Raw genomic sequence first — 24,323 nt, 5'->3', positions numbered from 1 at the left:
CACGTGGGGTTCACCCGGGAGGCACAGTCTGCTCGGCGTCGAGGTTCCACCTCGGCGCCCAGCTCGCCGCGCACCGGAGAACCAGCCGGGGCGGACGGCCCATCTCTCAGGAGTGACTGCCATGTCGCTGTCCCGTCGGGACTTCGTCAACCGCTCGACCCTCGTCGGCGCCGGTGTGCTGATCGCCGGCAGCGCCGAGGCCCTCGCCACCGCGCCCGGTGCGATCGCCGCGCCCGCCGGTGGCACCGCTCCCGCCACCGAGACCGCCGACGCCGCCCGCGCCGCCGTCGGATACGGTCCGCTGACGGCCGACCCGGAGCAGCTGCTCGCCCTGCCCGCGGGCTTCTCGTACAAGGTCGTCACCCGGGCCGGCGTCACCAGGCTGAAGACGGGGGAGCCGACCCCGAGCAACCACGACGGCACCTCCGCCTTCGAGGACGAGCGCGGCGGCAACCTGCTGGTCGTCAACCACGAGCTGGCCGGTGCCCGCGCGAACTGGCCGTACCCGGTGCCGCTGACCGAGGGTCACGTCTACGACCCGGGCGCGGCCGGCGGCTGCACCGTCGTGCACGTGCGCGCCAACGGCAAGGTCGAGGAGTGGGTCGGCATCGCCGGCACCGCCACCAACTGCGCGGGCGGCGTCACCCCGTGGGGCACCTGGCTGTCCGGCGAGGAGACCGAGGACAAGGCCGGGAAGAACGGCTTCACCAAGGACCACGGCTACATCTTCGAGGTCGACCCGTTCGACAACGACTACAACCGCGACCCGCAGCCCGTGAAGGCGTTCGGCCGCTACGCGCACGAGGCCGTGGTGGTGGACCCCCGGCGCGGGCACGTCTACCTCACCGAGGACGCCTCCAACCCCAACGGACTGCTCTTCCGCTGGACCCCGCCGGCCGGCTTCGAGCACGGCCGCTACAAGCTCCGCTCGCTCGCGCCCGACGCCGGTGTGCTGGAGGCCTTCAAGGTCTTCGACGCGCAGGGCAAGCTGGTCGACGACCTCTCCCGTGCCACCAAGGTCGGCACCACGTACGGCGTCGACTGGGTCAAGGTGCAGGACCGCGATGCCCAGGGCACCTCCGTGCGCAAGCAGTTCAAGGAGGGCGAGGTCACCCGCGCCCGCAAGCTGGAGGGCATGTGGTGGGGCGACGGCGGCTTCCACTTCGTCTCCAGCTACGCCCGCTCGGAGAGCCCGGTCCAGCACGACGGCCAGGTGTGGTTCTACAACCCGGCCCGTCGCACCATCACCCTCAAGGTGCTGCTCGGCGTCAACACCGACGTGCTCGGTGACCACGACAACTACGACGGCCCGGACAACATCACCGTCTCGCCGTACGGCGGCATCGTGATCGCCGAGGACGGCGAGGGTGTCAGCCACCTCTTCGGCGCCACCGAGGACGGCCTGACCTACCCGATCGCCCGCAACGAGCTGAACATCGGCACCGCCGAGGCGCCGGAGTACAGCGAGTTCACCGGCGTCACCTTCTCGGACGACGGCAGGACGCTGTTCGCCAACATCCAGGTGCCGGGCATCCAGCTCGCCATCACCGGCCCGTGGCACCGGCTGAACGAGCACCACCGCGGCCAGGGCTACGGCGGCTGACCGGCCCGACCCCGGGACGACGGCCCGCCGGGCGCACCCGGCGGGCCGTGCGGCCCCGGTCCGCGCGGCACCGGTCGTGCGGCCTCGTCCGTGCGGCTTCGGCCCCGCCGCGCCGTTCGGGCCTCGCGGGGGTCAGTCCTCGGCCGGCAGCCGCAGCTGGAGCATCGCCAGCAGGCGCTGCTGGGGCTGCGCCAGGTCGACGCCGGTCAGCTGCTCGGCCCGCCGGACCCGGTAGCGCAGGGTGTTGGGATGGATGTGCAGGGCCTCGGCCGCGACCCGGACCTCGCCCAGCGCGTCCAGCCAGGCCAGTACCGATTCCGCGAGCCGGGTGCCGTGCAGGCGGTCGTAGGCGGTCAGCGCGGTCAGCCTCGGGTCGCGCAGCCCCGGGCGCTCCTGCAGCAGCGCCAGCATCTCGCTGACCAGCACCTGGGCCTGGACGTCGATCAGCGCGGCCACCTCCAGGTCGACCCCGCCGCGCCCCATCGCGTCCAGGATCCGGTCCGCCTGGGCCCGGGAGCCGGGCACGGCCGCCAGACCCTCGACCGTACTGCCGATCGCCGCCCGCAGCGGCACCCCCAGATGGTCGCGGGCGGCCCCCACCACCTCCTGGGCCCAACTGCGCAGCGTCGCCGTCGGCAGGCCGACCGGCAGGTCGGGGAGCAGCACGTAGACCCGGGACTCCACCGGTGCCAGCAGCGCTCCCCGGTGCCGGGCGGCGGTGTGCACCGAGATCAGGCCGGTCACCTCGGCCCGGGTCAGCTCCAGGTCGGAGCCCTCCGAGGGGGAGCCGGTCGCGTACGCCAGCACGGTGGCCGGGCGGCGCAGGTCCAGGCCCAGGTGGGTGGCCAGGGACTGCGGGCCGGTGGAGCCCTCCAGCAGGCCGGTCAGCAGCGTCTGGGTGAGCCGTACGTCGGCGGAGACCTCCCGGCGGCGGCGCACCAGTTGGGCGGCCGCGACCCGGGCGGCGCCGATCAGTGCCTGGTCGGCGAGCGGGGCGAGCGGCTGCGCGCCCTCCTGCACCCAGATGGTGCCCAGCGGCTGGGCGCCGGCCCGGATGCCGATGGCCAGGCGCCGGCGCAGCCCCAGCTCGGGATGCGGGTCGACCGCGATCACCCCGTCCGAGTCCCGCAGTTGCTGGAAGACGCCCCACTCGCGGAGCTTGGCGAGGTACGGCTCGGGCCCCTGGCGGCCGAGGATGGACAGCCGGCGCAGGTCGTCCACCTCGTCGGAGTCGGAGGAGCGGGAGTAGGCGAGGACGCGACTGGAGGTGTCCTCGACGGAGACGATCCCGCCGGTGAGCACGGCGACGGTCTGGGCGAGTGAGAAGAGGTCCCCGGCGCCCGGTTCGGCACCGGCGGGTGCGTCCGGTCCGGAGATGATCGCCCGGGCGAGTGAGTCCAGGTGCTCCCAGCGGGTCTCCCGGCGTACCGACAGCAGCGCCACGCCCGCCTCGGTGGCGGCCTCGCGCAGCGCGTCCGCCTGCCCCGGCGCGTCCAGCTTGACCGCGACGGCGGCGGCCCGGGCGCGGCCGGCGGCGCGCAGGGCCGGGAGCGCGGCGCGGCCCCGGGCGCCGATCGCCAGCACCAGTTCGCCGGGGGCGGCGGCGGCCTGGTCCTCCGGGTCGAGGATGGCGACGTGGCGGACGGTGACGTCCAGCCCGGCGGGGGCGGCCTGCAACTCCACCAACGGCTCGCCGAGCGACATCAGCAGCTGCCTCAGCGTGATCCCGGCGCCGGGGCCTGGCACGGTCACCTCGGGCCTCCTGCGGTCCGGTCGGGCTGGGCGGGCCGACCGGCCACGGTCGGGCCCGGGCGACGCCGTACCGACGACCTTAGCCGCCCCTTCGTCGGATCGGACAACGCCGTACGGATGACTTCGGCCGCCCGGCCAATCAAGTCGGGCCCCCGCGCGGCATAGCGTTCGGTCATGGCCGGTGTGTGACCCGCACCGGCATCCCCCATGACCCGAAGGAGTGCGCGCCATGGATGCTGTGACCCAGGTCCCCGCGCCGGTGAACGAGCCGGTCCGCAGCTACGCCCCCGGCAGCCCGGAACGGGCCCGTCTGGAGGCGAAGCTGAAGGAGCTGAGCGGCCAGGAGCCGGTCCGGCTGACCATGACGATCAACGGTGAGCGCCGCCTGGGCGGCGGCGCGGAGATCCACGTCGTCCAGCCGCACAACCACGCGGCCCGGCTCGGCACGCTGCGCAACGCCACCCGCGAGGACGCGCAGGAGGCCATCGACACCGCGCTCGCCGCCGCCGAGGCCTGGCAGGCGCTCTCCTTCGACTCCCGCGCCGCGATCTTCCTCAAGGCCGCCGACCTGCTGGCCGGCCCCTGGCGCGAGACGCTGGCCGCCGCCACCATGCTCGGCCAGTCCAAGACCGCGCAGCAGGCCGAGATCGACACCCCCTGCGAGCTGGTCGACTTCCTGCGCTTCAACGTGCACTTCGCCCGCCAGATCCTCTCCGAGCAGCCGATCTCCTCGGACGGCGTGTGGAACCGCAGCGACCACCGCCCGCTGGAGGGCTTCGTCTACGCGATCACCCCGTTCAACTTCACCGCCATCGCCGGCAACCTGCCGACCGCGGCGGCGCTGATGGGCAACGTGGTGCTCTGGAAGCCCTCCCCCACCCAGCAGTTCTCCGCGCACCTGCTGATGCAGCTGCTGGAGGCGGCCGGGCTGCCCAAGGGCGTCATCAACATGGTCACCGGCGACGGCCTGGCCGTCTCCGAGGTGGCCCTGAAGCACCCGGCGCTGGCCGGCATCCACTTCACCGGCTCGACGGCCACCTTCCAGCACCTGTGGCGCGAGGTCGGCGCCAACATCGCCGGCTACCGCACCTACCCGCGGATCGTCGGCGAGACCGGCGGCAAGGACTTCCTGGTCGCCCACCCGTCCGCCGACCGGGCCGTGCTGAGGACCGCGATGACCCGCGGCGCCTTCGAGTTCCAGGGCCAGAAGTGCTCCGCGCTCTCCCGCGCGTACGTGCCGGCCTCGATCTGGGCCGAGCTGAAGGACGAGTTCCGCGCCGAGGTCGACTCGCTCACCATGGGTGACGTCACCGACCTGTCGAACTTCATGAGCGCCGTGATCGACGAGCGCGCCTTCGCCAAGAACAAGGCCGCCCTCGACCGGGCCCAGGCCGATCCGGCGGTCGAGGTGCTGGCCGGCGGCACGTACGACGACTCGGTCGGCTACTTCGTCCGCCCGACCGTGCTGGTCTGCGAGGACCCGGCGAGCGAGTACTTCCGCGACGAGTACTTCGGCCCGATCCTCGCCGTGCACGTCTACCAGGACGAGAAGTACGACGAGATGCTGGCCCAGATGGAGTCCGCCTCCCCGTACAGCCTGACCGGCGCGATCATCTCCCAGGACCGCGAGGCCGTGCAGCACGCCATGCGGGTGCTGCGCAACGCCGCCGGCAACTTCTACATCAACGACAAGCCGACCGGCGCGGTGGTCGGCCAGCAGCCCTTCGGCGGCGCCCGGGCCTCCGGCACCAACGACAAGGCCGGGGCCAAGCAGAACCTGATGCGCTGGACGTCGACCCGCTCGATCAAGGAGACGTTCGTCCCGCCGACGGACTACCGCTACCCGCACATGGGCTGAGCCCCGGCGGGCCCACCCCCAAGGACGAGGGGCGCCTCTTCCCCGTGCCGCCCCTCCCCGGGGCGGCGGCCACCCCCCCGCCGCCGCCCCGGCCCCTCGCCTCCGTCACCGTCCGAAGACCTGAGTTCCAGGAGTACCGATGCTCCGTTCCGCCCTCCTCGCCGCGTCCCGCTCCCCGCAGGTGCGCACCGTCGTCGAGAAGTTCCCCCCGACCCACGCCATCGTCGAGCGCTTCGTCGCCGGTGAGCTGCTGGACGACGCCGTCACCGCGTGCGACGAGTTGGCCGCCACCGGCCGCCGGATCACCCTGGACCACCTGGGCGAGGACACCAAGGACGCCGCCCAGGCCGCCGGTACCGCCGAGGCGTACGAGCACCTGCTGACCGCCCTCAAGGACACCGGCCTGGCGGCCGGCGCCGAGGTCTCGGTGAAGCTCTCGGCGGTCGGTCAGTTCCTGCCGGTCGACGGCGAGAAGATCGCCCTGGAGAACGCCCGCCGGATCTGCGAGGCCGCGGCCGACGCCGGCACCACGGTCACCCTGGACATGGAGGACCACACCACCACCGACTCCACGCTGGGAATCGCCCGCGAACTGCGCGCGGACTTCCCCTGGCTCGGCGTCGTGCTCCAGGCGTACCTGCGGCGCACCGAGGACGACTGCCGGGAGTTCGCCGGCGAGGGCTCGCGGGTGCGGCTCTGCAAGGGCGCCTACAAGGAGCCCGAGTCGGTCGCCTTCCAGGGCAAGCGCGCCGTCGACCTCAGCTACGTCCGCTGCCTCAAGGTGCTGATGGCCGGTCAGGGCTACCCGATGGTCGCCTCGCACGACCCGAACATGATCAGCATCGCCGGCCAGCTGGCCGAGTGGAGCGGTCGCGGGCGTGACAGCTTCGAGTACCAGATGCTCTACGGCATCCGCCCCGAGGAGCAGCTGCGCCTCGCGGAGGAGGGCAACACCATGCGGGTCTACCTCCCCTACGGCCAGGAGTGGTACGGGTACTTCATGCGCCGCCTCGCGGAGCGTCCGGCGAACCTGGCGTTCTTCCTGCGGGCGATGGCGACGCGCGGCTGACCGCGCTCCCGGGGCGGTGCTCCCGGGAGGCCGGACGGGGCGGACGCACTTCGGTGCGCCCGCCCCGTCCTCGTGCCGTGGTCGGGACGCGGCCCCGCCCACGAGCCCGCGCTCCCGCCGGTCACCGGCGGGAGCGCGGGCTCGTGCCGACGGGCTAGTCGGCGGTGGCGATCAGCGACTGGAGCAGGATGTCCGGCTTGGCGCGCTGGAAGGCGTTCAGGTGCCACTTGTCGCCGAACAGGGCCAGCAGGGCGTTGTCCGAGCGGCGGGTGAGCACCTCGGCGTCGGTCAGGCGGGCCTTGGCCAGCTCGGCGGCGCCGTCGGGGTCGGTGACCCTGGCCAGCTGGTAGGAGAGGCGGTCCAGCGTGATGGGGGAGGAGAACTCGTGCTCCATCCGGTGCAGCACCACGTCGAACTGCATCGGGCCGACCGCCGCCATCACCGGGGCCTGGTCGCCGCGCCGGTCGGAGACCAGCACCTGGACCACACCCTCCTCGTCCAGCTGCGAGACACCCTTGCGGAACTGCTTGGAGCGGCTGATGTCCTTGGGGCGCGCCACCGCGAAGTACTCGGGGGCGAAGGCGGGCAGGGCGGGGAACTCCGCCTTCCTACCGGTGTAGAGGGTGTCGCCGACCCGCAGCGCGCTCGCGTTGATCAGGCCGACCACGTCGCCGGGGTACGCGGTGTCGACGACGGTGCGCTCGGCGCCGAAGACGGTCTGCGCGTACTTGGTGGCGAAGGAGCGGCCGCTGGCCGCCCGGGTGACGTTCATGCCGCGCTCGAAGACGCCGGAGCAGACCCGGACGAAGGCCATCCGGTCGCGGTGCGCCGGATCCATGTTCGCCTGGATCTTGAACACCAGGCCGGAGAACTCCTCGCCTACCTCGCGACTGCCGCCCTTGGCGAGCGGACGGGCGGCGGGGGAGGGCGCCAGGTCGACCACGGCGTCCAGCAGCAGCTTCACGCCGATGTTGCTCAGCGCGGAGCCGAAGAAGACCGGGGTGATCTTGCCGCTCTCGAAGGCCTCCTGGTCGTAGCCGGGACCGGAGGAGAGCACCAGCTCCAGCTCCTCCAGGGCGGTCGTCCAGTCCTCGCCCTCCTGCTCCTCGGCCTGGGCGGCGGTGAGCTGCTCCTCGATGGCGGCGTGCGTGCCGCCGGGCACCTTGGTGAAGCGCAGCATCTGCTCGGTGTTCTCGGCCTCGACCAGCCCGCGCAGGTTCCCCGCGACGCCGACCGGCCAGACCACCGGCACCGGCGTGATGCCGAGGTGGGTCTCGATGTCCTCCAGCAGGGTGAGCGCCTCACGGCCGCGGCGGTCCCACTTGTTGATGAAGGTGATCACCGGGACGCCGCGGTGGCGGCAGACCGCGAACAGCTTGCGGGTCTGCTCCTCCAGGCCCTTGGCCGAGTCGATCAGCATGATCGCGCAGTCGACGGCCGCCAGCACCCGGTAGGTGTCCTCGGAGAAGTCGGCGTGGCCGGGGGTGTCGACCAGGTTCATCACGTGGCCGCGGTAGCCGAACTGCAGCGCCGCCGAGGTCACCGAGATGCCGCGCTCGCGCTCCAGCTCCATCCAGTCGCTGGTCACGCCCTTGCGGGCGCCCTGGCCGTGCACCGCGCCGGCGGAGGTGATCGCGCGGGCGTGCAGCGCCAGCGCCTCGGTGGTGGTGGACTTGCCCGCGTCGGGGTGGCTGATCACGGCGAAGGTACGGCGGCGGCCGGCCTCGTCGAGGATCCGGGCGACGGGAATGGACTGCTCGATGCTCACGCGATTCCTCGGGTACCAGTGGGCGTCAGGCCGGGTGACGCCTCTCCGTACCTGCTGAGCCGGGTTCCTGGTCCGCACGGCTCACGCGCACAGTCTAGTCGGCCGGACCCCGCAACCCCGAACGGCCCTGGTGGGGGCCCGGTCGGGGGCTCCACCAGGACCGTCCGAGGGCGTGCTCAGAGCATCGCGGAGGCGGGCTTGACCATCGCCCGGGCGGTCTTGGCGTCGACGTACTCGCCGATCGCCGTCATCACCCACTCGCCGGAGAACTGGCGGACCAGCTTGCACATCACCACGCCGGTGTGCGGTTCGGACTGGGTGAGGTCGAAGCGGACCAGCTCCTGCCCGCTGCCCGCGTCCAGCAGCCGGCAGTAGGCGTTCTTGACGTCGGTGAACCTCTGGCCGGAGAAGGAGTTGACCACGAAGACCAGCCCGCAGGCCTCGGGCGGCAGGCCGTCCAGGTGCACGGTGATCGACTCGTCGTCGCCCGAGCCCGCGCCGGTGAGGTTGTCTCCGGAGTGCGCGATCGCGCCGTTGAAGATCGACAGCTTCATGAACCAGGCGGTCTCGATCTTGTTGCGCTGGGCGTCGAAGGCGATGCAGGACGCGTCCAGGTCGACGTTGCGGCCGTGGCCCGCGGGCTCCCAGCCCAGGCCCATCCGTACGGCGGACAGGAAGGGCCGGCCGTTCTTCTCCAGCGACACCGAGCCGCCCTTGACCAGGTTCACCCGGCCCTTGTCCAGGGTGACCTTGGTGAACGACGGCGCGGTGGTGGCCGGCATCGGCGGGTTCTGGAACGGGGGCGGCGGGGTGAGCGGCGCCCTGGCCGGCGGGGCGGGCGTGGCCGGGGCGTGGGCCGGCTGGGGAGGCGTCAGCGGCGCCGGCGGGGCCTGCGTGCCCGCCGCTGCGGGCGCCGACTCCTCCTCGACCGAGACGCCGAAGTCGGTGGCGATGCCGGCCAGGCCGTCGGCGTAGCCCTGCCCGACGGCGCGCACCTTCCAGGCACCGCCGCGCTGGTACACCTCGACCACCACCAGGGCGGTCTCCCGGTCGAGCCGGGGCGGGGTGAAGGTGATCAGCACCGCGCCGGTGTCGGCGTCGCGCACGGTCGCGGTCGGTTCGATACCGGCGAAGGTGACGCCGGACTCGTCCGGGCTGGCCGTCACCACGATCTTGGTGATCTCGGCCGGGACGCCCGCCGTGTCGATGGTGATGGCGTCGGCCCCGCCACGGCCGGCCGGGCGGTGGGTCACCCCGGGGCCGTTCGGGGCGTTGAAGAACACGAAGTCGGCGTCGGAGCGGACCTTCCCGGCGTCCGTCAGCAGCAGGCCCGAGACGTCGAGCGCCTTGGGCGCGGTCACCTCGACGGTCACCCGCACGGCGGTCAGTGGGGCGTTGCCGCCCTGGGTCAGGACCGTGGTCACGGGAGTCCTCCTGGGAAGGGGGTGGCGGAACTGGGGCAGGGCCGGCGCGCCGACGGGATCCACAGTAACGAACGGGTGTGCCGAACGGACCGGCCGACGGGCCGGGTGCTGTCGGATCGTCGGACCGGTTGCCGCCGGGTCAGCGGCCGCGCGCGGGCACCGCGGCGGGTGCCGGCACCGGGGCGGCCGGGGTGCGCCCGAAGTCGCCGAGGGCGGCCACCGCACGGGGCGTCAGGATGCCGAAGGCGGAGGCGGTCCAGCTCTCGGTCGGTGTCCGGGCGCCGGCGCGGTCGTCGTCGCCGACGGCCGCGACGGTGTCGCCGGTGACGGCCCGTCCGGTGCCGCCGGACGGGACGCGGCGAACGCCGAAGGTGTAGTCACCGGGCCGGACGTCCGTCCCGGCGGGGGAGGTGAAGCGGTACACCAGCACGCCGTCCTCCGAGGAGGCCGTCATCACCGCGCCGGCCAGGTCGGTCCAGGCGGTGGCGCCGGGGGCCACCTCGGACGGGTTGAGCCGGAACTCCGCCTCCAGGGCGGTCAGCGGCTCGGTCACCGTGAGCCCGAGGACGTGACGGGCGCCGTCGCGGCCGAGCGACTGGTGGGTGGCCGTCCCCGAGAGCGCGGCGGCGTCGGCCGGCCGCTCCGCGACGGGGAGGTGAGTGGCCAGGGGCTGCGGGACCGGCGTGATCCCGGCGGCAGGCGGCTGCGCCGCCGGGGTCGGTGCGACCGACGGCTTCCCGGCGGCGGCCGAGGCGAGGGAGGCCGGCACGAGGGAGGGCGGCGGCGCGTCGGCCGCGGGAAGCGGCGTGGGTACGACCGGGCTGGGCACGACCGGGCCGGGCGCGGCGCTCGGCCCGGCGGCCGGCTCGCAGGGCGTGGTGGGCCGGGTGCCGGTGACGCCCTGTCCGGGTCCGGCCGGGGTCGGGGGTACGGCCGCCGGGGAGGCGGTGGGTGCGGCGGCGGCCGGTGGGGGGGTCCGCCCGGAGCCGCGGGAGCCCGGCGCGGAGTCGGCGGGGCCGGCCGCCCGGAAGGGCGCGGCCGAGCCGCGCGCGTCGCCGGGAGCGCCGCCGTGGGAGTCGATCCGGGTGTCTGGCTGCCGCTCGGCCGCCGGGCTGGGCGGCGGGCTGGCTCCGACGGAGGCGAATCCGGTCCGGCGGCCGACGGACTGCTGCTCGTTCAGCAACCAGGTGGTGGCGATGCTGATGCCGACCACGGTGGACATCGCCATCGCCGCGCCGGAGAACCGGAGGGTGGGCAGCCGCAAGCGCCCGCCGAACGGCTTCGGCCTGCTGTGCCGGCCCTGCCGCGCGAGCTGCTCGCCCGGGCGGGGTGCCGCCTCGGTGTCCTTCCGGAGAGCCACCGGACTCCCTTTCTCGCCGGGTACCGGCCGCATTCTGCCATGGACACGTGAAGTCCCCCGGCAGGACGACTCCGCGCGCGGGCCGCTCGCCCGGACGCGGTACCCGTGCGGGCCGGAGGACGAGAGTACCAGCGGGGGAGGGCACACCGAATGTCTCGACCCAAACGTGACCGAAGAGCGGACGTTCGTCCGGCGCAGCACAGTTGACGGATCGTCCGACAAGCGTCACCGATGGCGGGCGGCATTGTTGCAACCTCTTTGCAACCCTTGCCCGGCCCCGGGGCGGTGGCGCACGCTGGGGTCATTCCAAGCCGTTCCGGAGAGATGGTCATGCCGCGCGACCCCCTGCCCGCACCCTCCGATGCCCCTCTCGCCGCTACCCCCACGGGCGGCGATGAGGAAGGCTCCACCGCCGCTCCGGCGGCGGTGGAGGAGGTGCTGACCATGCGCATCGCGCTCGGCGACGACGCGGTCGGCGACGTCCGCACCCGGTTCCGGTTCGATCCGCACCGCCCCTACGAGGTGCTGCTGACGTTCCATCTGGGCCGTCCGGACGAGGCGGACTGGGTGTTCTCCCGGGATCTGCTGCGCGCGGGCCTGACCACCCTGAGCGGGCACGGTGACGTGAAGCTCTGGCCCGCCTACTGCCCCTGTCACGGTTCGACCCTGCACGTGGCGCTGGAGTCCCCGCACGGGAGCGCGCTGCTGGAGGTCGCCAGGCCCACGGTACAGGCCTGGCTGGAGCGCACCTACGCCCAGGTGTCGGCCGCGGCCGAGGCGGCCTACGGCCCGACCGACGCCCACTTCGCCGCACTTCTCGCCGAGGACTGACCCGGCGGCCCGGGGGCCGCGCCGGCGCGGCCGGGCGCCCCGGCGCCGTGCGCGGGCTCGGGTGTGCACGGCAGGCGGACCGTTCCCGCGATCAGACGGCTGCGCAGCCGCCGGACGGCCGGGGCGGAGGAGGCCGGCAGCAGGTCGTACGGATCCTCGGGGCCCAGGACGCAGACCGTGACGGTCGGCGCGAAGCGGTAGGGCCGGTGCGCCAGCAGCCCGCCGAGGTGGCGGCGCAGCCGGGACAGTTCGGCGCGGACGGTCACCGTGCGGGCCGCGTCGCCGAAGAGCGCGTCGGCCAGTTGGGCCGCGCTGCGGCCCTCCCGGTGGGTGGCGAGCAGCAGCAGCAACTCCGCGTGCCGCGGACTCAGGGCGTGGGACCAGGTGCCCGCCGCGCCGTCCACCGAGAGCTCCGGGCGTTCGGGCCGGCGCAGGTCGAGGCGGATCCTGGCGCCCTCGGTCTGCTCGGTGGCCGCCGAGCGGATCTCGGGGCCGCTCTCGCCGGGGGCGTGCACCGGCCGGATCAGCCATCCGTCGGCGAGCGGCTCCACGGCGCACTCGCCGAGCGAGGGGAACCAGTGCACGGCGGCCGAGCCCCAGCCCTCGGCCGGCAGCGGCAGCCGGTTGGTCGGCGGCATGCCGGTGGCGGCGGCCGTCCAGCCGTCGCCGTCCACGACGAGGGCCGCGCCCTTGACGCCGGCCAGCAGCGGGGTGGCCACGGTGCGCAGCAGGTGCAGGGATTCGAGCCGGCGAGCCCGCAGCTCGGCCTCGGCCAGGCGGGCGACGGTGGTGGTCAGCTGGAGCAGGTACGGCTGGGCGCCCCGGGCCGGGGCGCTGATGTTGATCACGCCCGCCAGCCGGCCGGTCCGCGGGTCGTGGACGGGGGCGGCGAAGCAGGTCCAGGAATGGTGGCTGCGCAGGTAGTGCTCGGCGGAGTGCACCTGCATCGGGCGCTCGGCGCGCAGCGCGATGCCGATGCCGTTGGTGCCGACGTTCTCCTCCACCCAGCGGGCGCCGGTGCAGAAGCCGATCCGGTCGGCGCTGCGGCGCAGCCGCCGCTCGCCCTCGTGCCACAGCACGTGGCCCTGGGCGTCGGCGACGGCGAGGATCAGCGGACTGTCGGCGAGCGGGTCGAACAGCGAGCCGCGCAGCACGTCGAACACCTCGCCGAGCCCGCTCTCGCGGCGGCGGTGCTCCACCTCGGCGGGGCCGAGATGGATCGGTACCGCTCCGCGGTCGGGGTCGAGGCCGAGCCGGCGCAGTCGGTCCCAGGAGTCCCCGATCACCGGGCGCGGGGCCGGGGCCGCGGGGTCGGCGGCGGCGTCGTCGGGGGCCGGGGCCGCCGCCGGGTCGGGCGGGCGTCGGTGCTGCCGCCGGGTCTGCCGCACTCCGCGCCCCCTAGCCGCCGCCCGTCGGCCGTCGTTGTTGACGCCTTGACGAAGACTACGGCGGGAGGGCGACCCGCGGGGTCGCTGTTCCCAAATGTGACCTACCTGCCGGTATGTACTGCCCGCAGGGGCTCCGAAGGGTGCGCGAACGGTCCTTGCCGCCGGGCGTGGCCGCCCGCCACACGACCGCCCGGCGGGCGGGCGTGGCGCGGGCGGCACCGGGCGGGCGTGGCCCGGTGGCCGGGGATCACCGCCGAGGATCGCCGGGGGAGGTCTGTCCGGCGCTCTGCGCGCTCTCCACCGTGCGGTGCAGGTCGGTGGTGGCGTCCAGGGTGGCCGCGGTGGTGAGGGCCAGGCACGCGGCCAGGGCCAGTGCCGCCGCGCTGCGGCGGCGGGTGCCGGACTGCGGGCGCGGGTGCAGCAGGGCGGCCACCCGGCGCGGCACCGGCCCCGAGTGGGCGGCCGGGACGAGCCGGGGACGGGCCGGCCAGGGCGCCCGGGCGGCGGCCAGCGCCGCGCGCCCGACCGCGCGGGCGGTCACCGCGCGGTCCCCGACCGAGGCGGCGGCGGCCTCGTCGGCCCAGCGCTCCAGGTGATAGCCGAGCGGCGCGCGCAGCATCCGCAGCGCCGGATGGACGGACGCGGCGTACGCGGTGAGGGTGAGGAAGAGGTGGTGCCGGCCGTCCAGGTGGGCCCGTTCGTGGGCGAGCAGCGCGGCGCGCTCCGGAGCGGACAGCGCGCGCAGCATCCCGGCGGTGACCACGACCCGCCCGGGGCGACCGGGGAGGGCGAAGGCGTCCGCGCGCTCGTCCTCCAGTACCGCGAGCGGATGGTCGCCGGGGAGCAGCAGGTCGCGCAGGACGGCCAGGCCCTCCCCCGCGTCCCGGCGCCGACGCGCCCAGGAGCGGAGCAGGGCGGGCAGCGCGGTGAGCGTCCGTGCGGTCGGGAACCGCGCCGGGGCGGCGGGCGCCGGGTCGCCGAGGGCGGCCCGGGCGCGGCGCAGATCGAGGCTGCGCAGCCGGGCGACCCGCACGGCCAGCGTGCCGACGACGGTCAGGGCCAGGCCCGCGAGGCCCGCCAGGGCGGCCGACGCCGTCGCGCCGAGGACGCCGCCGGCGAGCCAGTGCGGCGAGAGGTGAGCGAGCGCGGCCACCGGCGGGAGCAGCAGCAGCCCGGCCGCGGCCAGCAGGCCGAGCGAGCAGAGGGTGGCTCCGGCGAGCACGGCCGAGGTGCCGGCCAGCACCCAGGCGGCGGCCCGCGGGGACAGCGCGTCGGCGAGCAGCCGGGCCAGCGGGGCGGCCAGCAGGGGGAGCAGCAGGGGGGTCCAGACCGCGACGATCACCTCAGACTCCTTCGCCGCCGCCGCCGCCGCTGTCGCCACCGTCTCCGAGGAGCGCGCGCAGCATCCGCTCGTCCTCCCGCGAGAGGTCCGAGACGAACCGGGCCAGCACGGTGGAGCGGTCGGCGCCGCGCTCCAGCTCGGTGCGCATCCGGCGGGCGGCCAGGCCGGCCGGGTCCTGGACGGTCGGGGTGTAGGCGTACGCCCGGCCCGCCCTGGTCCGCTCGACCGTGCCCTTGTCGTGCAGCCTCGCCAGGATGGTGGCGATGGTGGTCCGGGCGAGGTCGGCGCCGAGGGCCGCCTGGACGTCCTGCGGGGTCAGCGGGTGCTGGGCCGCCCAGAGCGCGGCCAGCACCTCGGCCTCGAGCTCCCCGGAGGGGCGACGGGCCGACGGTACTTCAGTCATGTCGACGTTTCCTCCAGCTTTCGTCTACAGTCACGTAGACCGTCTACGTCACTGTAGACGATCGGGGCGCGCCGAGCAGCGCAGCCCCCAACGTACGGGAGGTCCGCCAACCTTGCTCCAGTCGCCCGTCACGCAGGTGCACCACCTGCTGGCCCACGCCACGCCGCCCGACGGCCTGCTCGCGGTGAACGTGCTCGACGCCTCGTCGCTGCTCGCCGCCTTCGGGGCCCTCGGCATCGCCGTCGTGCTCTTCGCCGAGACCGGTCTGCTGGTCGGTTTCTTCCTGCCCGGCGACTCGCTGCTCTTCACGGCGGGCCTGCTCTGCGTGCCCGGCGCCACCGGCGGGCCGCAGCTCCACCTCTGGCAGGTGCTGCCCGCCGCCGTGATCGGCGCCCTGGTGGGCGCCCAGGTCGGATATCTGATCGGCCGCCGGGGCGGCGGTGCGCTGCTGCGCCGCTCGTCGAACAGGAGTCTGCACCGGGGGGTGGAGCGGGCCGAGGAGTTGCTCGCCAAGTACGGGTACGGCAAGGCGATCGTCCTGGCGCGCTTCATCCCGGTGGTGCGCACCGTGCTCAACCCGCTCTGCGGGGTGCTGGAGGTGCCGGTGCGGACCTTCACGCTCTGGCAGGTGGTCGGGGGCACCGTGTGGGCCGTCGGAGTGACGATGGCCGGTTACGGGCTCGGCTCGTCCGTGCCCAATATCGACCATTATCTGCTACCCATCATCGGTCTGGTAGTAGTGGTCTCCGTGATCCCCATCGTTCTCGAACTGTTCCGCGCCCGTAAGGCCGGCCGTGGCGGAGGTGACGTGTGACGCCGCTCCTTCCGCCACAGGTGCTCCACCCGGTGTCGTCCGCACTCGCGGCGCCGCCCGCACCCTCCGGGCACCCCCTGCTCCCCGCGCTGCCGGTACCCTCCGGCCGCCCCGCCCTGCTGGCGTACGACGGCAGCGGCATCGACGGCGGCCTCTACACCCGGATCATCGGGTGGGCCGACGCCGCTCCCCACTGGCTGGACCAGCTGGTCGAGCTCTGGTCCGCGATCGGCCTCGGCCTGTTCGCGGTCCTGATGGTCTACGCCTGGTGGCGGGCGCGCGGAGCCGACTCCGCCGTGATGGCCAGGGTGCTGGCCTCGCCGCTGATCGTGGTCGTCGCCTACGTGGTCAACTCCGCGTTCAAGAGCGTCGTCCAGGAGGTGCGGCCCTGCGCGCAGCTCGTCGGCAGCGTCACCCTGGAGACCTGCCCGGGCACCGGCGACTGGTCCTTCCCGAGCAACCACTCGGTGATCGCCTTCGCCGCCGCCTCGGCGCTCTGGTTCGCCTTCCGCGCGCTCGGCCTGCGGGCGGTGGCCTGGACGGGCTGGATCGCGGCCGTGCTGATGGCGCTCTCCCGGGTGTGGGTGGGCGTGCACTACCCGCACGACGTCCTGGTGGGTTCGCTGGTCGGGGTCCTGGTCGGGGTGCCGCTCGCGCTGGTCTCCGGGCGGGCCGCCCCCCTGGTGGACAAGGCGCGCAGCGGGCCGCTCGGCGCGCTGCTGGGCGCCGGGGCCGCGCCGGTGGGCGCGTCCGACGAGGCGCCGGTGGAGACGCGCTCCCCCTGAGCCCGGCCGGCCGGTCCGGGCCCGGGTGGCGTCCGGACCGGGCCCGCGCCGCTCTTGTGCGGCCGGGTGGCGCGGGGAGAGCATGTGAGCCGGGTGAGGGCCCCGATCGCGGGGTCCGCACCCGGCTCTGTCGTTCAGCGGAGGGATGCGCCATGCCGTACCGGCTCGACATCACGCAGGGCGAGTTGCCCGCCGAGGATCTCCGCAAGGGCGTCGAGGGCATCCTGGCCGAGAGCATGGTGCTCACCCTGGCCACGGCCGGCCCCGAGCGCGGGCCGCACGCCAACCTCGCGTTCTTCGCGTACGACGACGACCTGGTGCTCTACTTCGTCAGCGAGCGCTCGACCCGGCACAGTGCGCACCTGGCCGAGGAGGCCAGGGCCGCCGCCACCGTCTTCCTGCCGCCGCCGGTCTTCGGCGAGCAGCTGCGGGGCGTCCAGCTGACCGGCGGCGCCTGCGAGGCCTGGGGCCGGCAGGCCGAGGCCGCGCTCGCCGCCTACCAGGGGCGCTACCCCGCCTTCGCGCAGGACCCGGAGGTCCGTGAGCAGTTCCTGAGCGGAGCCGGGGCGGCGGCGCTCTACCGCTTCCAGGTGGAGGAGCTGACGGCGGTGGACGAGCCGAACCTCGGCCGGCGCAACTACCTGCGGGCGGCCGTCGTGCGCTGATCCCGGCACCCACCGCACCAGCCTGTTGTCTGTACAACTTTTTGGGCTCATTCACCTGTGCGCCGCGAGCCGGACGATCTCCGTCCACCTCCAGGCATCAGCCTGGCCGCATGAGAGTCATCGTCGTAGGAGCAGGCGTGCTCGGCAGCATGCACGCCTGGCAGGCCGTCGAGCGCGGTCACGAGGTCGTCCACCTGGAGCGCGAGGCCGAGGCGCGGGGCGCGTCCGTCCGTAACTTCGGCCTGGTCTGGGTCAGCGGCCGGGCGGCCGGGGAGGAGCTGGACACCGCCCTGCGGGCCCGCGAGCTGTGGGAGCGGATCGGAGCCCGGGTACCCGACATCGGCTTCCGCGCCAACGGATCGCTCACCGCCGTTCGTACCGAGGCCGAACTCGCCGTGGCCGAGCAGGCGTTGAAGCTCCCGGACGCCGACGAGCGCGGCTACCGACTGCTCGACCCGCAGGAGACCCGGGCCGCCAACCCCGCCCTCCGGGGCAAGCTGCTGGGAGCCCTGTGGTGCGCCCGGGACGCCGCCGTCGAGCCGCGCGTCGCCCAGCCCGCGCTGCGGGCGGCCCTGTCGGCCGGTGGCCGGTACACCTTCCTGCCCGGGCGCGAGGTCCGGGAGGTGATCGGCGATCGCGCCGTCCGCGACGATCACGGCGACGTGCACACCGGTGACCTGGTCATCCTCTGCATCGGTGCCTGGACCGGCGGGCTGGTCCGAGAACTTGCCCCCGAACTGCCCGTCCGCCGCGTCCGGCTGCAGATGATGCAGACCGATCCGCTGGGCGAGCCGCTCACCACCTCCGTCGCCGACGGCGACAGCTTCCGCTACTACCCCGCCTTCGCCGGCAGCGCGTTGGAGCGGCTCAGGGACGTCCAGCCGCAGCCGCCGGTGGCCACCGAGCACAAGATGCAGCTGCTCATGGTCCAGCGTCAGGACGGTGGCCTGACCATCGGCGACACCCACGAGTACGAGCACCCCTTCTCCTTCGACGTGGACGAGGCGCCCTACGAGCACCTCGCCGCCGTCGCCTCGGAGCTGCTCGGCCGTCCGCTTCCGCGCATCCGCCGCCGCTGGGCGGGGGTCTACGCCCAGTGCACCGACACCACCCGCGTGGTCCACCGCGAGCAGCTCCGCGACGGCGTCTGGCTGGTCACCGGCCCCGGCGGGCGCGGTATGACCTGCTCGCCCGCCATCGCCGAGACCACCGCCGAACTCGCCAACCTGTAAGGAACGTTGAACATGAGCACCGACATCCGCCTGGTCGTCCTCGACATGGCAGGCACCACCGTGGCCGACGACGGTCTGGTCGAGCGGGCCTTCGCCGCCGCCGCCGGGAGCCTCGGCGTCGACGGCGGAGGGCCCGAGCACCAGCGCATGCTGGAGCACGTCCGCGCCACCATGGGCGAGTCCAAGATCTCGGTCTTCCGCCATCTCTTCGGGGAGGAGGACAAGGCCCAGCGCGCCAACCTCGCCTTCGAGGCCGCCTACCACGACCTGGTCGACGCCGGGCACTGCTCGGCCCTGCCCGGCGCCGCCGAGGCGATCGCCGAACTCCGCTCGCAGGGACGGAAGGTGGTCCTCACCACCGGCTTCTCCCGCGCCACCCAGGACCGCATCCTGGCCGCCCTCGGCTGGCAGGACATCGCGGACCTCACCCTCTGCCCCGCCGAGGCCGGCCGGGGCCGTCCCTACCCCGACCTCGCCCTCACCGCCCTGCTGCGTACCGGCACCGACTCCGTGCACCGGATCGCGGTCGCGGGCGACACCGGCTACGACATGCTCACCGGCACTCGGGCGGGTGCCCCGATCGTCGCCGGCGTCCTCACCGGGGCGCACGGCGAGGAGCGGCTGCGGGCGGACGGCGCCACGCACGTGCTCGCCTCGATCGCCGAGCTGCCGAAGCTGCTCGCGGGCTGACGGACGACCGCGCCGACCGGGCCGGCGCCGACGGGTGGTGGTGATGCCACACCCGCCGGCGCCGGCCCGCTGTTCTCCCGAGGCTTCCGAGGTAGCGTTCACCTTCAATTCATTGCAACGATCGGGCGGACTGACGTTGCATTAGATTCATGGCTATTGCAATGATTCTCCTGTCCTTACCTGCGAAGATGCATCTACTGTGCAACGAATCTATTGCTGAAATCTTGAACGCAACGTAGCGTTTGCGAAGTCAGAAACAGCGAGCACAGGAGAGTACGATGCAGAAGTTCGACACCACCGCCCCGATCTCCGCCATCTTCGACATCCCCGCCGGGAACATCCGGTTCATCGCCGCCGACCGGGTCGACACCACGGTCGAGGTCCGGCCCGCGGACGCCGCGAAGGGGCACGACGTGAAGGCGGCGGAGCAGGTCACGGTCGAGTTCGGCGACGGCGTGCTGCGGATCGGGGCCTCGCCGGCGAAGAACCGGATCCTCGGCAACTCCGGATCCGTCGAGGTGACCGTCCAGCTGCCGGCCGGCTCCCGGGTCGAGGGGAAGGCGGCCGCCGCCGGGTTCCGGGGCGTCGGAAGGCTCGGCGACGTCGCCTTCGAGGGTGCGCGGGGCTCGGTCGAGCTCGACGAGGCCGCGAGTGCCCGCCTCACCCTCCTCTCCGGCGACGTCTCGGTCGGCCGGCTGGCCGGCCCCGCGGAGATCAGCACCGAGAAGGGCGACATCCGGATCGCCGAGGCCGTGCGCGGAACGGTCACGCTGCGCACCCTGGCCGGTGATGTCTCGGTCGGCGTCGCCCGCGGCGTCTGCGCCTCCCTGGACGCCGGAACCACCCACGGCCGGATCCACAACGCGCTCAGGAACACCGACGGCGTCGCCGACCTGGACATCCACGCGACCACCGGCCACGGCGACATCGTCGCCCGCAGCGTCTGAGGAGCGCCCGGCCCGGCCGTCGCGGCGAACGTGTCGGGCGAGCCCCACGGCGACCGGGTCGTGCTCGACGGCGTCGCCCGTGCCCCCGGCGGCCCGTCCGCCGGGAGGGGCCGCGCCCCATCCGGCTGCGCTCCCCGGCCGGTTGTGGGATTCCCGAGCTTTTTGCTCTCAGTGAGAGCTAAAATCGGGACATGGACGATCCGGCACTCCCCGCCGACTTCGAGGGACTCCTGGTCGGCATCAACCGCCTGGTGCGGCGCCGACTTCGCCGCGGCGCGCCCGACCCCCGGCTGAGGGGGGCGCAGGTCGAACTGCTGCGCCTGGTCGGGTCGCGGCCGGGGTTGCGGGTCTCGGAGGCGGCGGAGGAGCTGCGGCTGGCCGGCAACTCGGTGTCGACGCTGGTCCGACAGCTGGTCGGGCTGGGTCTGCTCGCCCGGGAGCCCGACCCGCAGGACGGGCGGGCGGCCCTGCTGAGGGTCACCCCGGCGGCGGCCGCGCGACTGAGGGCCTGGGAGGAGCGCCGGGCCGCGCTGTTGCGCGAGCAGCTGGACCGGCTCACGGAGGAGGACCGGGCCCATCTCGCGGCGGCCCTGCCCGCACTGCGCAGGCTGGCCGCGAACCTGCACGAGGAGGAGGCGACGCGATGACCGACCACACCGGTACCGGTGCCGGTACCGCGGACGCGGTGAGCTGCACCGGCCTGGTCCACAGTTTCGGCGGCACCAGAGCCGTGGACGGCGTGGACCTCGCGGTGGCGCCGGGTGAGGTGTTCGGCCTGCTCGGCCCCAACGGAGCGGGCAAGACCACCGCGATCAGGGCGATCACCACGCTGCTGCCCGTGCCCCCCGGGATGGTCCGGGTCTTCGGCCACGACGTGGCCCGGGAGCGGATGGCGGTCCGGCGGTTGCTGGGGTACGTCCCGCAGCAGCTCTCCGCCGACTCCAACCTGACCGGGCGCGAGAACGTCGAACTGTTCGCCCGGGTCTACGACGTGCCGCGCCGCGAGCGGGCGCCGAGGATCACCCAGGCGCTGGACGCGGTCGGGCTCGGCGAGGCCGCCGGACGGATGGCGGGGACGTACTCCGGCGGCATGGTCCGCCGGTTGGAGCTGGCGCAGGCGCTGGTCAGCGCACCCCGGCTGCTGATCCTGGACGAGCCGACCATCGGGCTGGACCCGATCGCGCGTACCAGCGTCTGGGACCGCCTCACCGAAATCCGCGAGGCCACCGGGATGACCGTCCTGGTCACCACCCACTACATGGACGAGGCGGACCAGTACTGCGACCGCCTCGCCCTGATGCACCGGGGCCGGATCCGCGCGCTCGGCACCCCCGCCCGGCTCAAGGCCGAACTGGCCGACCTGCGGGCGCGGTCCGGCGAGGCGGGCGGTCCGGCCCCCACCCTGGAGGACGTCTTCCGGCACTTCGCCGGCAGCGGCCTCACCGACGACCAGGCAGGAGGGGAGTTCCGCGATGTCCGCAACACCCGTCGCACCGCGTCCCGGGTCGGCTGACGCCCCGGGAGCCGCGTCCATCGGTCTGCTCGGCACCCCGCCGAGGGTCCGCTCCGGCTGGCAGGTGTTCCCCGCCCGGGTCGGCGCCATGTGCGTGGTCGAACTCCAGAAGCTGCGGCACGACCGTACGGAGCTGTACACCCGGGCCGTTCAGCCGGCGCTCTGGCTGCTGATCTTCGGCGAGACCTTCACCCGGCTGCGGGTGATTCCGACCGGGGGCATCCCGTACCTGGACTACCTGGCTCCGGGGATCATCGCGCAGTCCGCGATGTTCATCGCGATCTTCTACGGAATCATGATCATCTGGGAACGCGACTCGGGGGTGCTCTCCAAACTCCTGGTCACCCCCACCCCGCACTCCGCGCTGGTGGCGGGCAAGGCCTTCGCCGCCGGGGTGAAGTCGGTGATCCAGGCGGTGGTGGTGATCGTCATCGCCGCGCTGCTCGGCGTCGCGATGACCTGGAACCCGCTGCGGCTGCTCGGTGTGGTCGTGGTGGTGGTGCTCGGGTCGGCGTTCTTCTCCTGCCTCTCCATGTCCATCGCCGGCATCGTGCTCACCCGGGACCGCCTGATGGGCATCGGCCAGGCCATCACCATGCCGCTGTTCTTCGCCTCGAACGCGCTCTACCCGGTCGCCCTGATGCCCGGCTGGCTCCAGGCCGTCAGCCTGGTCAACCCGCTCAGTTACGAGGTCGACGCCCTGCGCGGTCTGCTCCTGGGCACCCCCTCCCACCTCTGGGCGGATTTCGGCGTGCTCTGCCTCGCGGCGCTCGTCGGCATCGGCGCCGCATCGGGGCTGATGGGCCGGCTCGCCCGCTGAGCGGCCTGCGATCGGGCGGGTGGGCGCGACCCATCGCACCGGCCGGCCGCCACCCCGCGCGGGGTGGCGCCCGGCCGGTTCCGGTCTCAGTGCAGGCGGCCCGCGTACCGCTGGGCGAACCGGGTGCCGGTGCCGGCCGTCACGGTGAGGTCGTAACGTCCCTGATCCAGTGGCCAGTTGACGGTGACGCCGGCGCCGGGCGCGACCCACGCGGTCTGCGCGACCCCGGCGAAGTCGTTCGGGGTCAGCGTGAAGGAGGTCTCGCTCCGGCCGCCGTTGGCGAGCAGCACGGCGACGGTCGCGGCGCCCGCCCCGGGGGCGCCGGCGGTGACGGACGGCACCGCCACGTCCTCCTGGCCGGTGCGGACGACCGTGCCGGCGAAGCGGCGGACGAAGCCGTCGGGCCCGTGGACGGTGAAGTCGTAGCGCCCGTCGGTGCCGGTGGCGTCCCAGGTGTACGTGCGGCTCGCTCCGGGGGCGACCGTGTACGGCGTCCCCGCGAACGCGAACACCGTGTTGGGGTAGACGGTGAACGGGAACGCCACCGAACCGCCGTTGGTCATCGTGCAGGTGACCAGGCCGGTGGCCCGGTCCGTCGCGACGTCCGCCCACGGCCGGTACGGCAGTTGGCGGTGCGGGCGCTCACCCGGCTCGGTCGCGGGCATCGCCTGGGTGCCGGTGGCGGGCAGCGCCACGGTGGGGAGCGACGAGCCGGCGTCGGCGCGGGCCATCAGGGCGGTGGTGTCGGGCAGGGCGGGTATCGAGTAGTCGGGGGCCGTGAAGTCGAAGCAACTGGTGAGGTCGCCGCAGACGGCGCGGCGCCAGGCGGAGATGTTGGGCTCGGCGACGCCGGTGACGGTCTCCAGGAACCGCAGGACCGAAGTGTGGTCGAAGACCTGGGAGTTGACGTAGCCACCGCGGGACCAGGGCGAGGCGACCCAGAGCGGGACGCGGTTTCCGAGGCCGATCGCGCGACCCTGGGTGAACTCCTCGGCCGTGCCGGCCTCGGGGGTGGGCGGGATCACGTGGTCGAAGTAGCCGTCGTTCTCGTCGTACATCACCAGGAAGGCGGTGTGCTTCCACACCTCGGGATTGGACATCAGCGACTGCAGGGCCTGGTCCACCCAGTGCGCGCCGTAGGCGGGGCCGGCGTTGGGGTGTTCGGAGAACAGGTAGGGCGCGACCAGCCAGGAGACGGTGGGCAGGCTGCCGTCCTTGCAGTGCGCGTCGAAGGCGGCGGGGTCGGACTTCGTCATCGCGTTCACGTACCGCGGGTCGGTGGTGGGGAAGTTGTGGAACTGCTTGAAGTACGAGAGGGCGTTGTCGTCGTAGTCGCCGGTGCGGTCGTCCTTGCTCGGGTTGTGGTAGACCCGCCAGCTCACCCCGGCGGCCTGCAGCCGCTCGGCGTACGTCGTCCAGTCGGCGACCGGGTTGTCCGTGACGGGGGTGTTGTCGATCCACGGGCCGGTGGTGCCGTCGCGCCCGGGGCCCGAGGTGCCGGTCCACAGGTAGAGCCGGTTCGGGTCGGTGGGGCCGGCCAGTGAGCAGAAGTACGCGTCGCAGAGGGTGAACGCGTCGGCGAGCGCGTACTGGTAGGGGATGTCGGCGCGGGTGAAGTACCCCATGGTGCGCTCGCCCTTGGCGGCCACCCACTTGTTCATCGCGCCGTTGTTGATGGCCTGGTGGCCCGTCGCCCAGTCGTGGGCGAGGCCGCCGGCGTTCTGGGAGTTGTACTTCGAGGTGTCCATCCGGTAGGGCAGCATCACGCCGCCGTCGCTGCGCCCGGCGTCGGGCTGGCGGTACACGTCGGTACCGTCGGGGAACTGCAGCGCCTGCTTGTCGTTGAAGCCGCGGACGCCGTTCAGGGTGCCGAAGTAGTGGTCGAAGCTGCGGTTCTCCTGCATCAGGATCACCACGTGCTTCACATCCGCGACACTGCCGGCGGCCGGCGTCGCCGCGGTGGCGGGAGCGGCGTCGAGACCGACGAGGGCGGTGGCGGTCGCCGCCGCGGTGGCGCCGACGAAGCTACGGCGGGAAAGCTCGGGCATGGTGGACCGGC

21 protein-coding genes are annotated in these 24,323 nt (G+C 73.8%); 13 read left to right on the top strand and 8 right to left on the bottom strand.

The features are described 5' to 3' along the window. The first annotated feature begins 121 nt into the window (after positions 1-121). Positions 122-1,603, top strand: coding sequence for an alkaline phosphatase PhoX (locus OG823_RS09870; RefSeq protein WP_371479088.1), 1,482 nt, complete (start codon positions 122-124; stop codon positions 1,601-1,603). A gap of 132 nt (positions 1,604-1,735) precedes the next feature. On the opposite strand, the gene OG823_RS09865 is transcribed toward OG823_RS09870, so the two are convergent. Then, positions 1,736-3,355 carry a PucR family transcriptional regulator gene (locus OG823_RS09865; RefSeq protein WP_371479087.1) on the bottom strand — a complete coding sequence of 540 codons (1,620 nt, stop codon included), beginning with the start codon at positions 3,353-3,355 and terminating at the stop codon, positions 1,736-1,738. A gap of 229 nt (positions 3,356-3,584) precedes the next feature. On the opposite strand from OG823_RS09865, the gene pruA reads away from it, so the two are divergent. Together pruA and OG823_RS09855 are read left to right on the top strand one after the other, a co-directional pair. After that, positions 3,585-5,213: an L-glutamate gamma-semialdehyde dehydrogenase gene (gene pruA / locus OG823_RS09860; RefSeq protein WP_371479086.1), complete on the top strand. Its 1,629-nt coding sequence runs from the start codon at positions 3,585-3,587 to the stop codon at positions 5,211-5,213. Positions 5,214-5,352: 139 nt separating this feature from the next. Then, a complete protein-coding gene (locus OG823_RS09855; RefSeq protein ID WP_371479085.1) occupies positions 5,353-6,282 on the top strand; it encodes a proline dehydrogenase family protein in 930 nt (309 codons plus the stop codon). A 154-nt stretch (positions 6,283-6,436) separates the two neighbouring features. On the opposite strand, the gene OG823_RS09850 is transcribed toward OG823_RS09855, so the two are convergent. The 3 genes from OG823_RS09850 to OG823_RS09840 form a co-directional block, all read right to left on the bottom strand. Continuing rightward, positions 6,437-8,050 (bottom strand): peptide chain release factor 3, encoded by a 1,614-nt coding sequence (locus OG823_RS09850; RefSeq protein WP_371479084.1) that lies wholly within the window; start codon positions 8,048-8,050, stop codon positions 6,437-6,439. A 176-nt stretch (positions 8,051-8,226) separates the two neighbouring features. Next, on the bottom strand, positions 8,227-9,462 hold the full coding sequence (locus tag OG823_RS09845; protein ID WP_371484388.1) for a TerD family protein: 1,236 nt from the start codon (positions 9,460-9,462) through the stop codon (positions 8,227-8,229). Between the two features lie 151 nt (positions 9,463-9,613). Further along, positions 9,614-10,834, bottom strand: a complete 1,221-nt coding sequence (locus OG823_RS09840) for a hypothetical protein (protein ID WP_371479083.1) — start codon at positions 10,832-10,834, stop codon at positions 9,614-9,616. A 330-nt stretch (positions 10,835-11,164) separates the two neighbouring features. On the opposite strand from OG823_RS09840, the gene OG823_RS09835 reads away from it, so the two are divergent. Further along, positions 11,165-11,665: an SsgA family sporulation/cell division regulator gene (locus tag OG823_RS09835; RefSeq protein ID WP_371479082.1), complete on the top strand. Its 501-nt coding sequence runs from the start codon at positions 11,165-11,167 to the stop codon at positions 11,663-11,665. Here OG823_RS09835 and OG823_RS09830 read toward each other — a convergent pair. The 3 genes from OG823_RS09830 to OG823_RS09820 form a co-directional block, all read right to left on the bottom strand. Then, positions 11,617-13,053 carry a GAF domain-containing protein gene (locus OG823_RS09830; protein ID WP_371479081.1) on the bottom strand — a complete coding sequence of 479 codons (1,437 nt, stop codon included), beginning with the start codon at positions 13,051-13,053 and terminating at the stop codon, positions 11,617-11,619. The two genes, OG823_RS09835 and OG823_RS09830, sit on opposite strands and share 49 nt — an antisense overlap. Before the next feature lie 247 nt (positions 13,054-13,300). Next, positions 13,301-14,395, bottom strand: a complete 1,095-nt coding sequence (locus tag OG823_RS09825; protein WP_371479080.1) for a M56 family metallopeptidase — start codon at positions 14,393-14,395, stop codon at positions 13,301-13,303. A 1-nt stretch (position 14,396) separates the two neighbouring features. Further along, on the bottom strand, positions 14,397-14,798 hold the full coding sequence (locus OG823_RS09820; protein WP_371479079.1) for a BlaI/MecI/CopY family transcriptional regulator: 402 nt from the start codon (positions 14,796-14,798) through the stop codon (positions 14,397-14,399). A 148-nt stretch (positions 14,799-14,946) separates the two neighbouring features. Between OG823_RS09820 and OG823_RS09815 the strand changes: the two genes are divergently transcribed. The 9 genes from OG823_RS09815 to OG823_RS09775 all read left to right on the top strand — a co-directional run bounded on the left by OG823_RS09815 (position 14,947) and on the right by OG823_RS09775 (position 22,264). After that, complete coding sequence (locus OG823_RS09815; protein ID WP_371484386.1) at positions 14,947-15,612, top strand: DedA family protein; 666 nt, start codon at positions 14,947-14,949, stop codon at positions 15,610-15,612. Positions 15,613-15,644: 32 nt separating this feature from the next. Continuing rightward, on the top strand, positions 15,645-16,397 hold the full coding sequence (locus tag OG823_RS09810; RefSeq protein ID WP_371479078.1) for a phosphatase PAP2 family protein: 753 nt from the start codon (positions 15,645-15,647) through the stop codon (positions 16,395-16,397). A 152-nt stretch (positions 16,398-16,549) separates the two neighbouring features. Continuing rightward, positions 16,550-17,062, top strand: coding sequence for a pyridoxamine 5'-phosphate oxidase family protein (locus tag OG823_RS09805; RefSeq protein ID WP_371479077.1), 513 nt, complete (start codon positions 16,550-16,552; stop codon positions 17,060-17,062). Between the two features lie 110 nt (positions 17,063-17,172). After that, positions 17,173-18,294: a TIGR03364 family FAD-dependent oxidoreductase gene (locus OG823_RS09800; RefSeq protein ID WP_371479076.1), complete on the top strand. Its 1,122-nt coding sequence runs from the start codon at positions 17,173-17,175 to the stop codon at positions 18,292-18,294. A gap of 12 nt (positions 18,295-18,306) precedes the next feature. Next, positions 18,307-18,984, top strand: coding sequence for a phosphonatase-like hydrolase (locus tag OG823_RS09795; RefSeq protein WP_371479075.1), 678 nt, complete (start codon positions 18,307-18,309; stop codon positions 18,982-18,984). A gap of 278 nt (positions 18,985-19,262) precedes the next feature. Further along, positions 19,263-19,931: a DUF4097 family beta strand repeat-containing protein gene (locus tag OG823_RS09790; protein ID WP_371479074.1), complete on the top strand. Its 669-nt coding sequence runs from the start codon at positions 19,263-19,265 to the stop codon at positions 19,929-19,931. A 191-nt stretch (positions 19,932-20,122) separates the two neighbouring features. Continuing rightward, entirely contained in the window at positions 20,123-20,578 is a 456-nt protein-coding gene (locus tag OG823_RS09785; RefSeq protein WP_371479073.1) for a MarR family winged helix-turn-helix transcriptional regulator, read from the top strand. Further along, complete coding sequence (locus OG823_RS09780; protein WP_371479072.1) at positions 20,575-21,444, top strand: ABC transporter ATP-binding protein; 870 nt, start codon at positions 20,575-20,577, stop codon at positions 21,442-21,444. Before OG823_RS09785 ends, OG823_RS09780 begins: the two co-directional genes overlap by 4 nt. After that, positions 21,404-22,264: an ABC transporter permease gene (locus OG823_RS09775; protein ID WP_371479071.1), complete on the top strand. Its 861-nt coding sequence runs from the start codon at positions 21,404-21,406 to the stop codon at positions 22,262-22,264. Before OG823_RS09780 ends, OG823_RS09775 begins: the two co-directional genes overlap by 41 nt. Before the next feature lie 86 nt (positions 22,265-22,350). Here the strand turns inward: OG823_RS09775 and OG823_RS09770 are convergent, their stop codons facing one another. After that, complete coding sequence (locus OG823_RS09770) at positions 22,351-24,312, bottom strand: phosphocholine-specific phospholipase C (protein WP_371479070.1); 1,962 nt, start codon at positions 24,310-24,312, stop codon at positions 22,351-22,353. Positions 24,313-24,323 lie beyond the last annotated feature (11 nt).

The sequence above is a fragment of the Kitasatospora sp. NBC_00315 genome, from assembly GCF_041435095.1.
In the GTDB taxonomy this organism is placed as follows: domain Bacteria; phylum Actinomycetota; class Actinomycetes; order Streptomycetales; family Streptomycetaceae; genus Kitasatospora.
Note: the sequence above shows the minus strand (reverse complement) of the source record. Positions and strands in the feature narration are given on the sequence as shown.

Excerpts from the sequence above, each read along its gene's own strand:
- OG823_RS09870 (WP_371479088.1), top strand. The coding sequence starts at position 122 with ATGTCGCTGTCCCGTCGGGACTTCGTCAACCGCTCGACCCTCGTCGGC.
- pruA (WP_371479086.1), top strand. The coding sequence starts at position 3,585 with ATGGATGCTGTGACCCAGGTCCCCGCGCCGGTGAACGAGCCGGTCCGC.
- OG823_RS09855 (WP_371479085.1), top strand. The coding sequence starts at position 5,353 with ATGCTCCGTTCCGCCCTCCTCGCCGCGTCCCGCTCCCCGCAGGTGCGC.
- OG823_RS09835 (WP_371479082.1), top strand. The coding sequence starts at position 11,165 with ATGCCGCGCGACCCCCTGCCCGCACCCTCCGATGCCCCTCTCGCCGCT.
- OG823_RS09820 (WP_371479079.1), bottom strand. The coding sequence starts at position 14,798 with ATGACTGAAGTACCGTCGGCCCGTCGCCCCTCCGGGGAGCTCGAGGCC.
- OG823_RS09805 (WP_371479077.1), top strand. The coding sequence starts at position 16,550 with ATGCCGTACCGGCTCGACATCACGCAGGGCGAGTTGCCCGCCGAGGAT.
- OG823_RS09800 (WP_371479076.1), top strand. The coding sequence starts at position 17,173 with ATGAGAGTCATCGTCGTAGGAGCAGGCGTGCTCGGCAGCATGCACGCC.
- OG823_RS09795 (WP_371479075.1), top strand. The coding sequence starts at position 18,307 with ATGAGCACCGACATCCGCCTGGTCGTCCTCGACATGGCAGGCACCACC.
- OG823_RS09790 (WP_371479074.1), top strand. The coding sequence starts at position 19,263 with ATGCAGAAGTTCGACACCACCGCCCCGATCTCCGCCATCTTCGACATC.
- OG823_RS09785 (WP_371479073.1), top strand. The coding sequence starts at position 20,123 with ATGGACGATCCGGCACTCCCCGCCGACTTCGAGGGACTCCTGGTCGGC.
- OG823_RS09780 (WP_371479072.1), top strand. The coding sequence starts at position 20,575 with ATGACCGACCACACCGGTACCGGTGCCGGTACCGCGGACGCGGTGAGC.
- OG823_RS09775 (WP_371479071.1), top strand. The coding sequence starts at position 21,404 with ATGTCCGCAACACCCGTCGCACCGCGTCCCGGGTCGGCTGACGCCCCG.
- OG823_RS09770 (WP_371479070.1), bottom strand. The coding sequence starts at position 24,312 with ATGCCCGAGCTTTCCCGCCGTAGCTTCGTCGGCGCCACCGCGGCGGCG.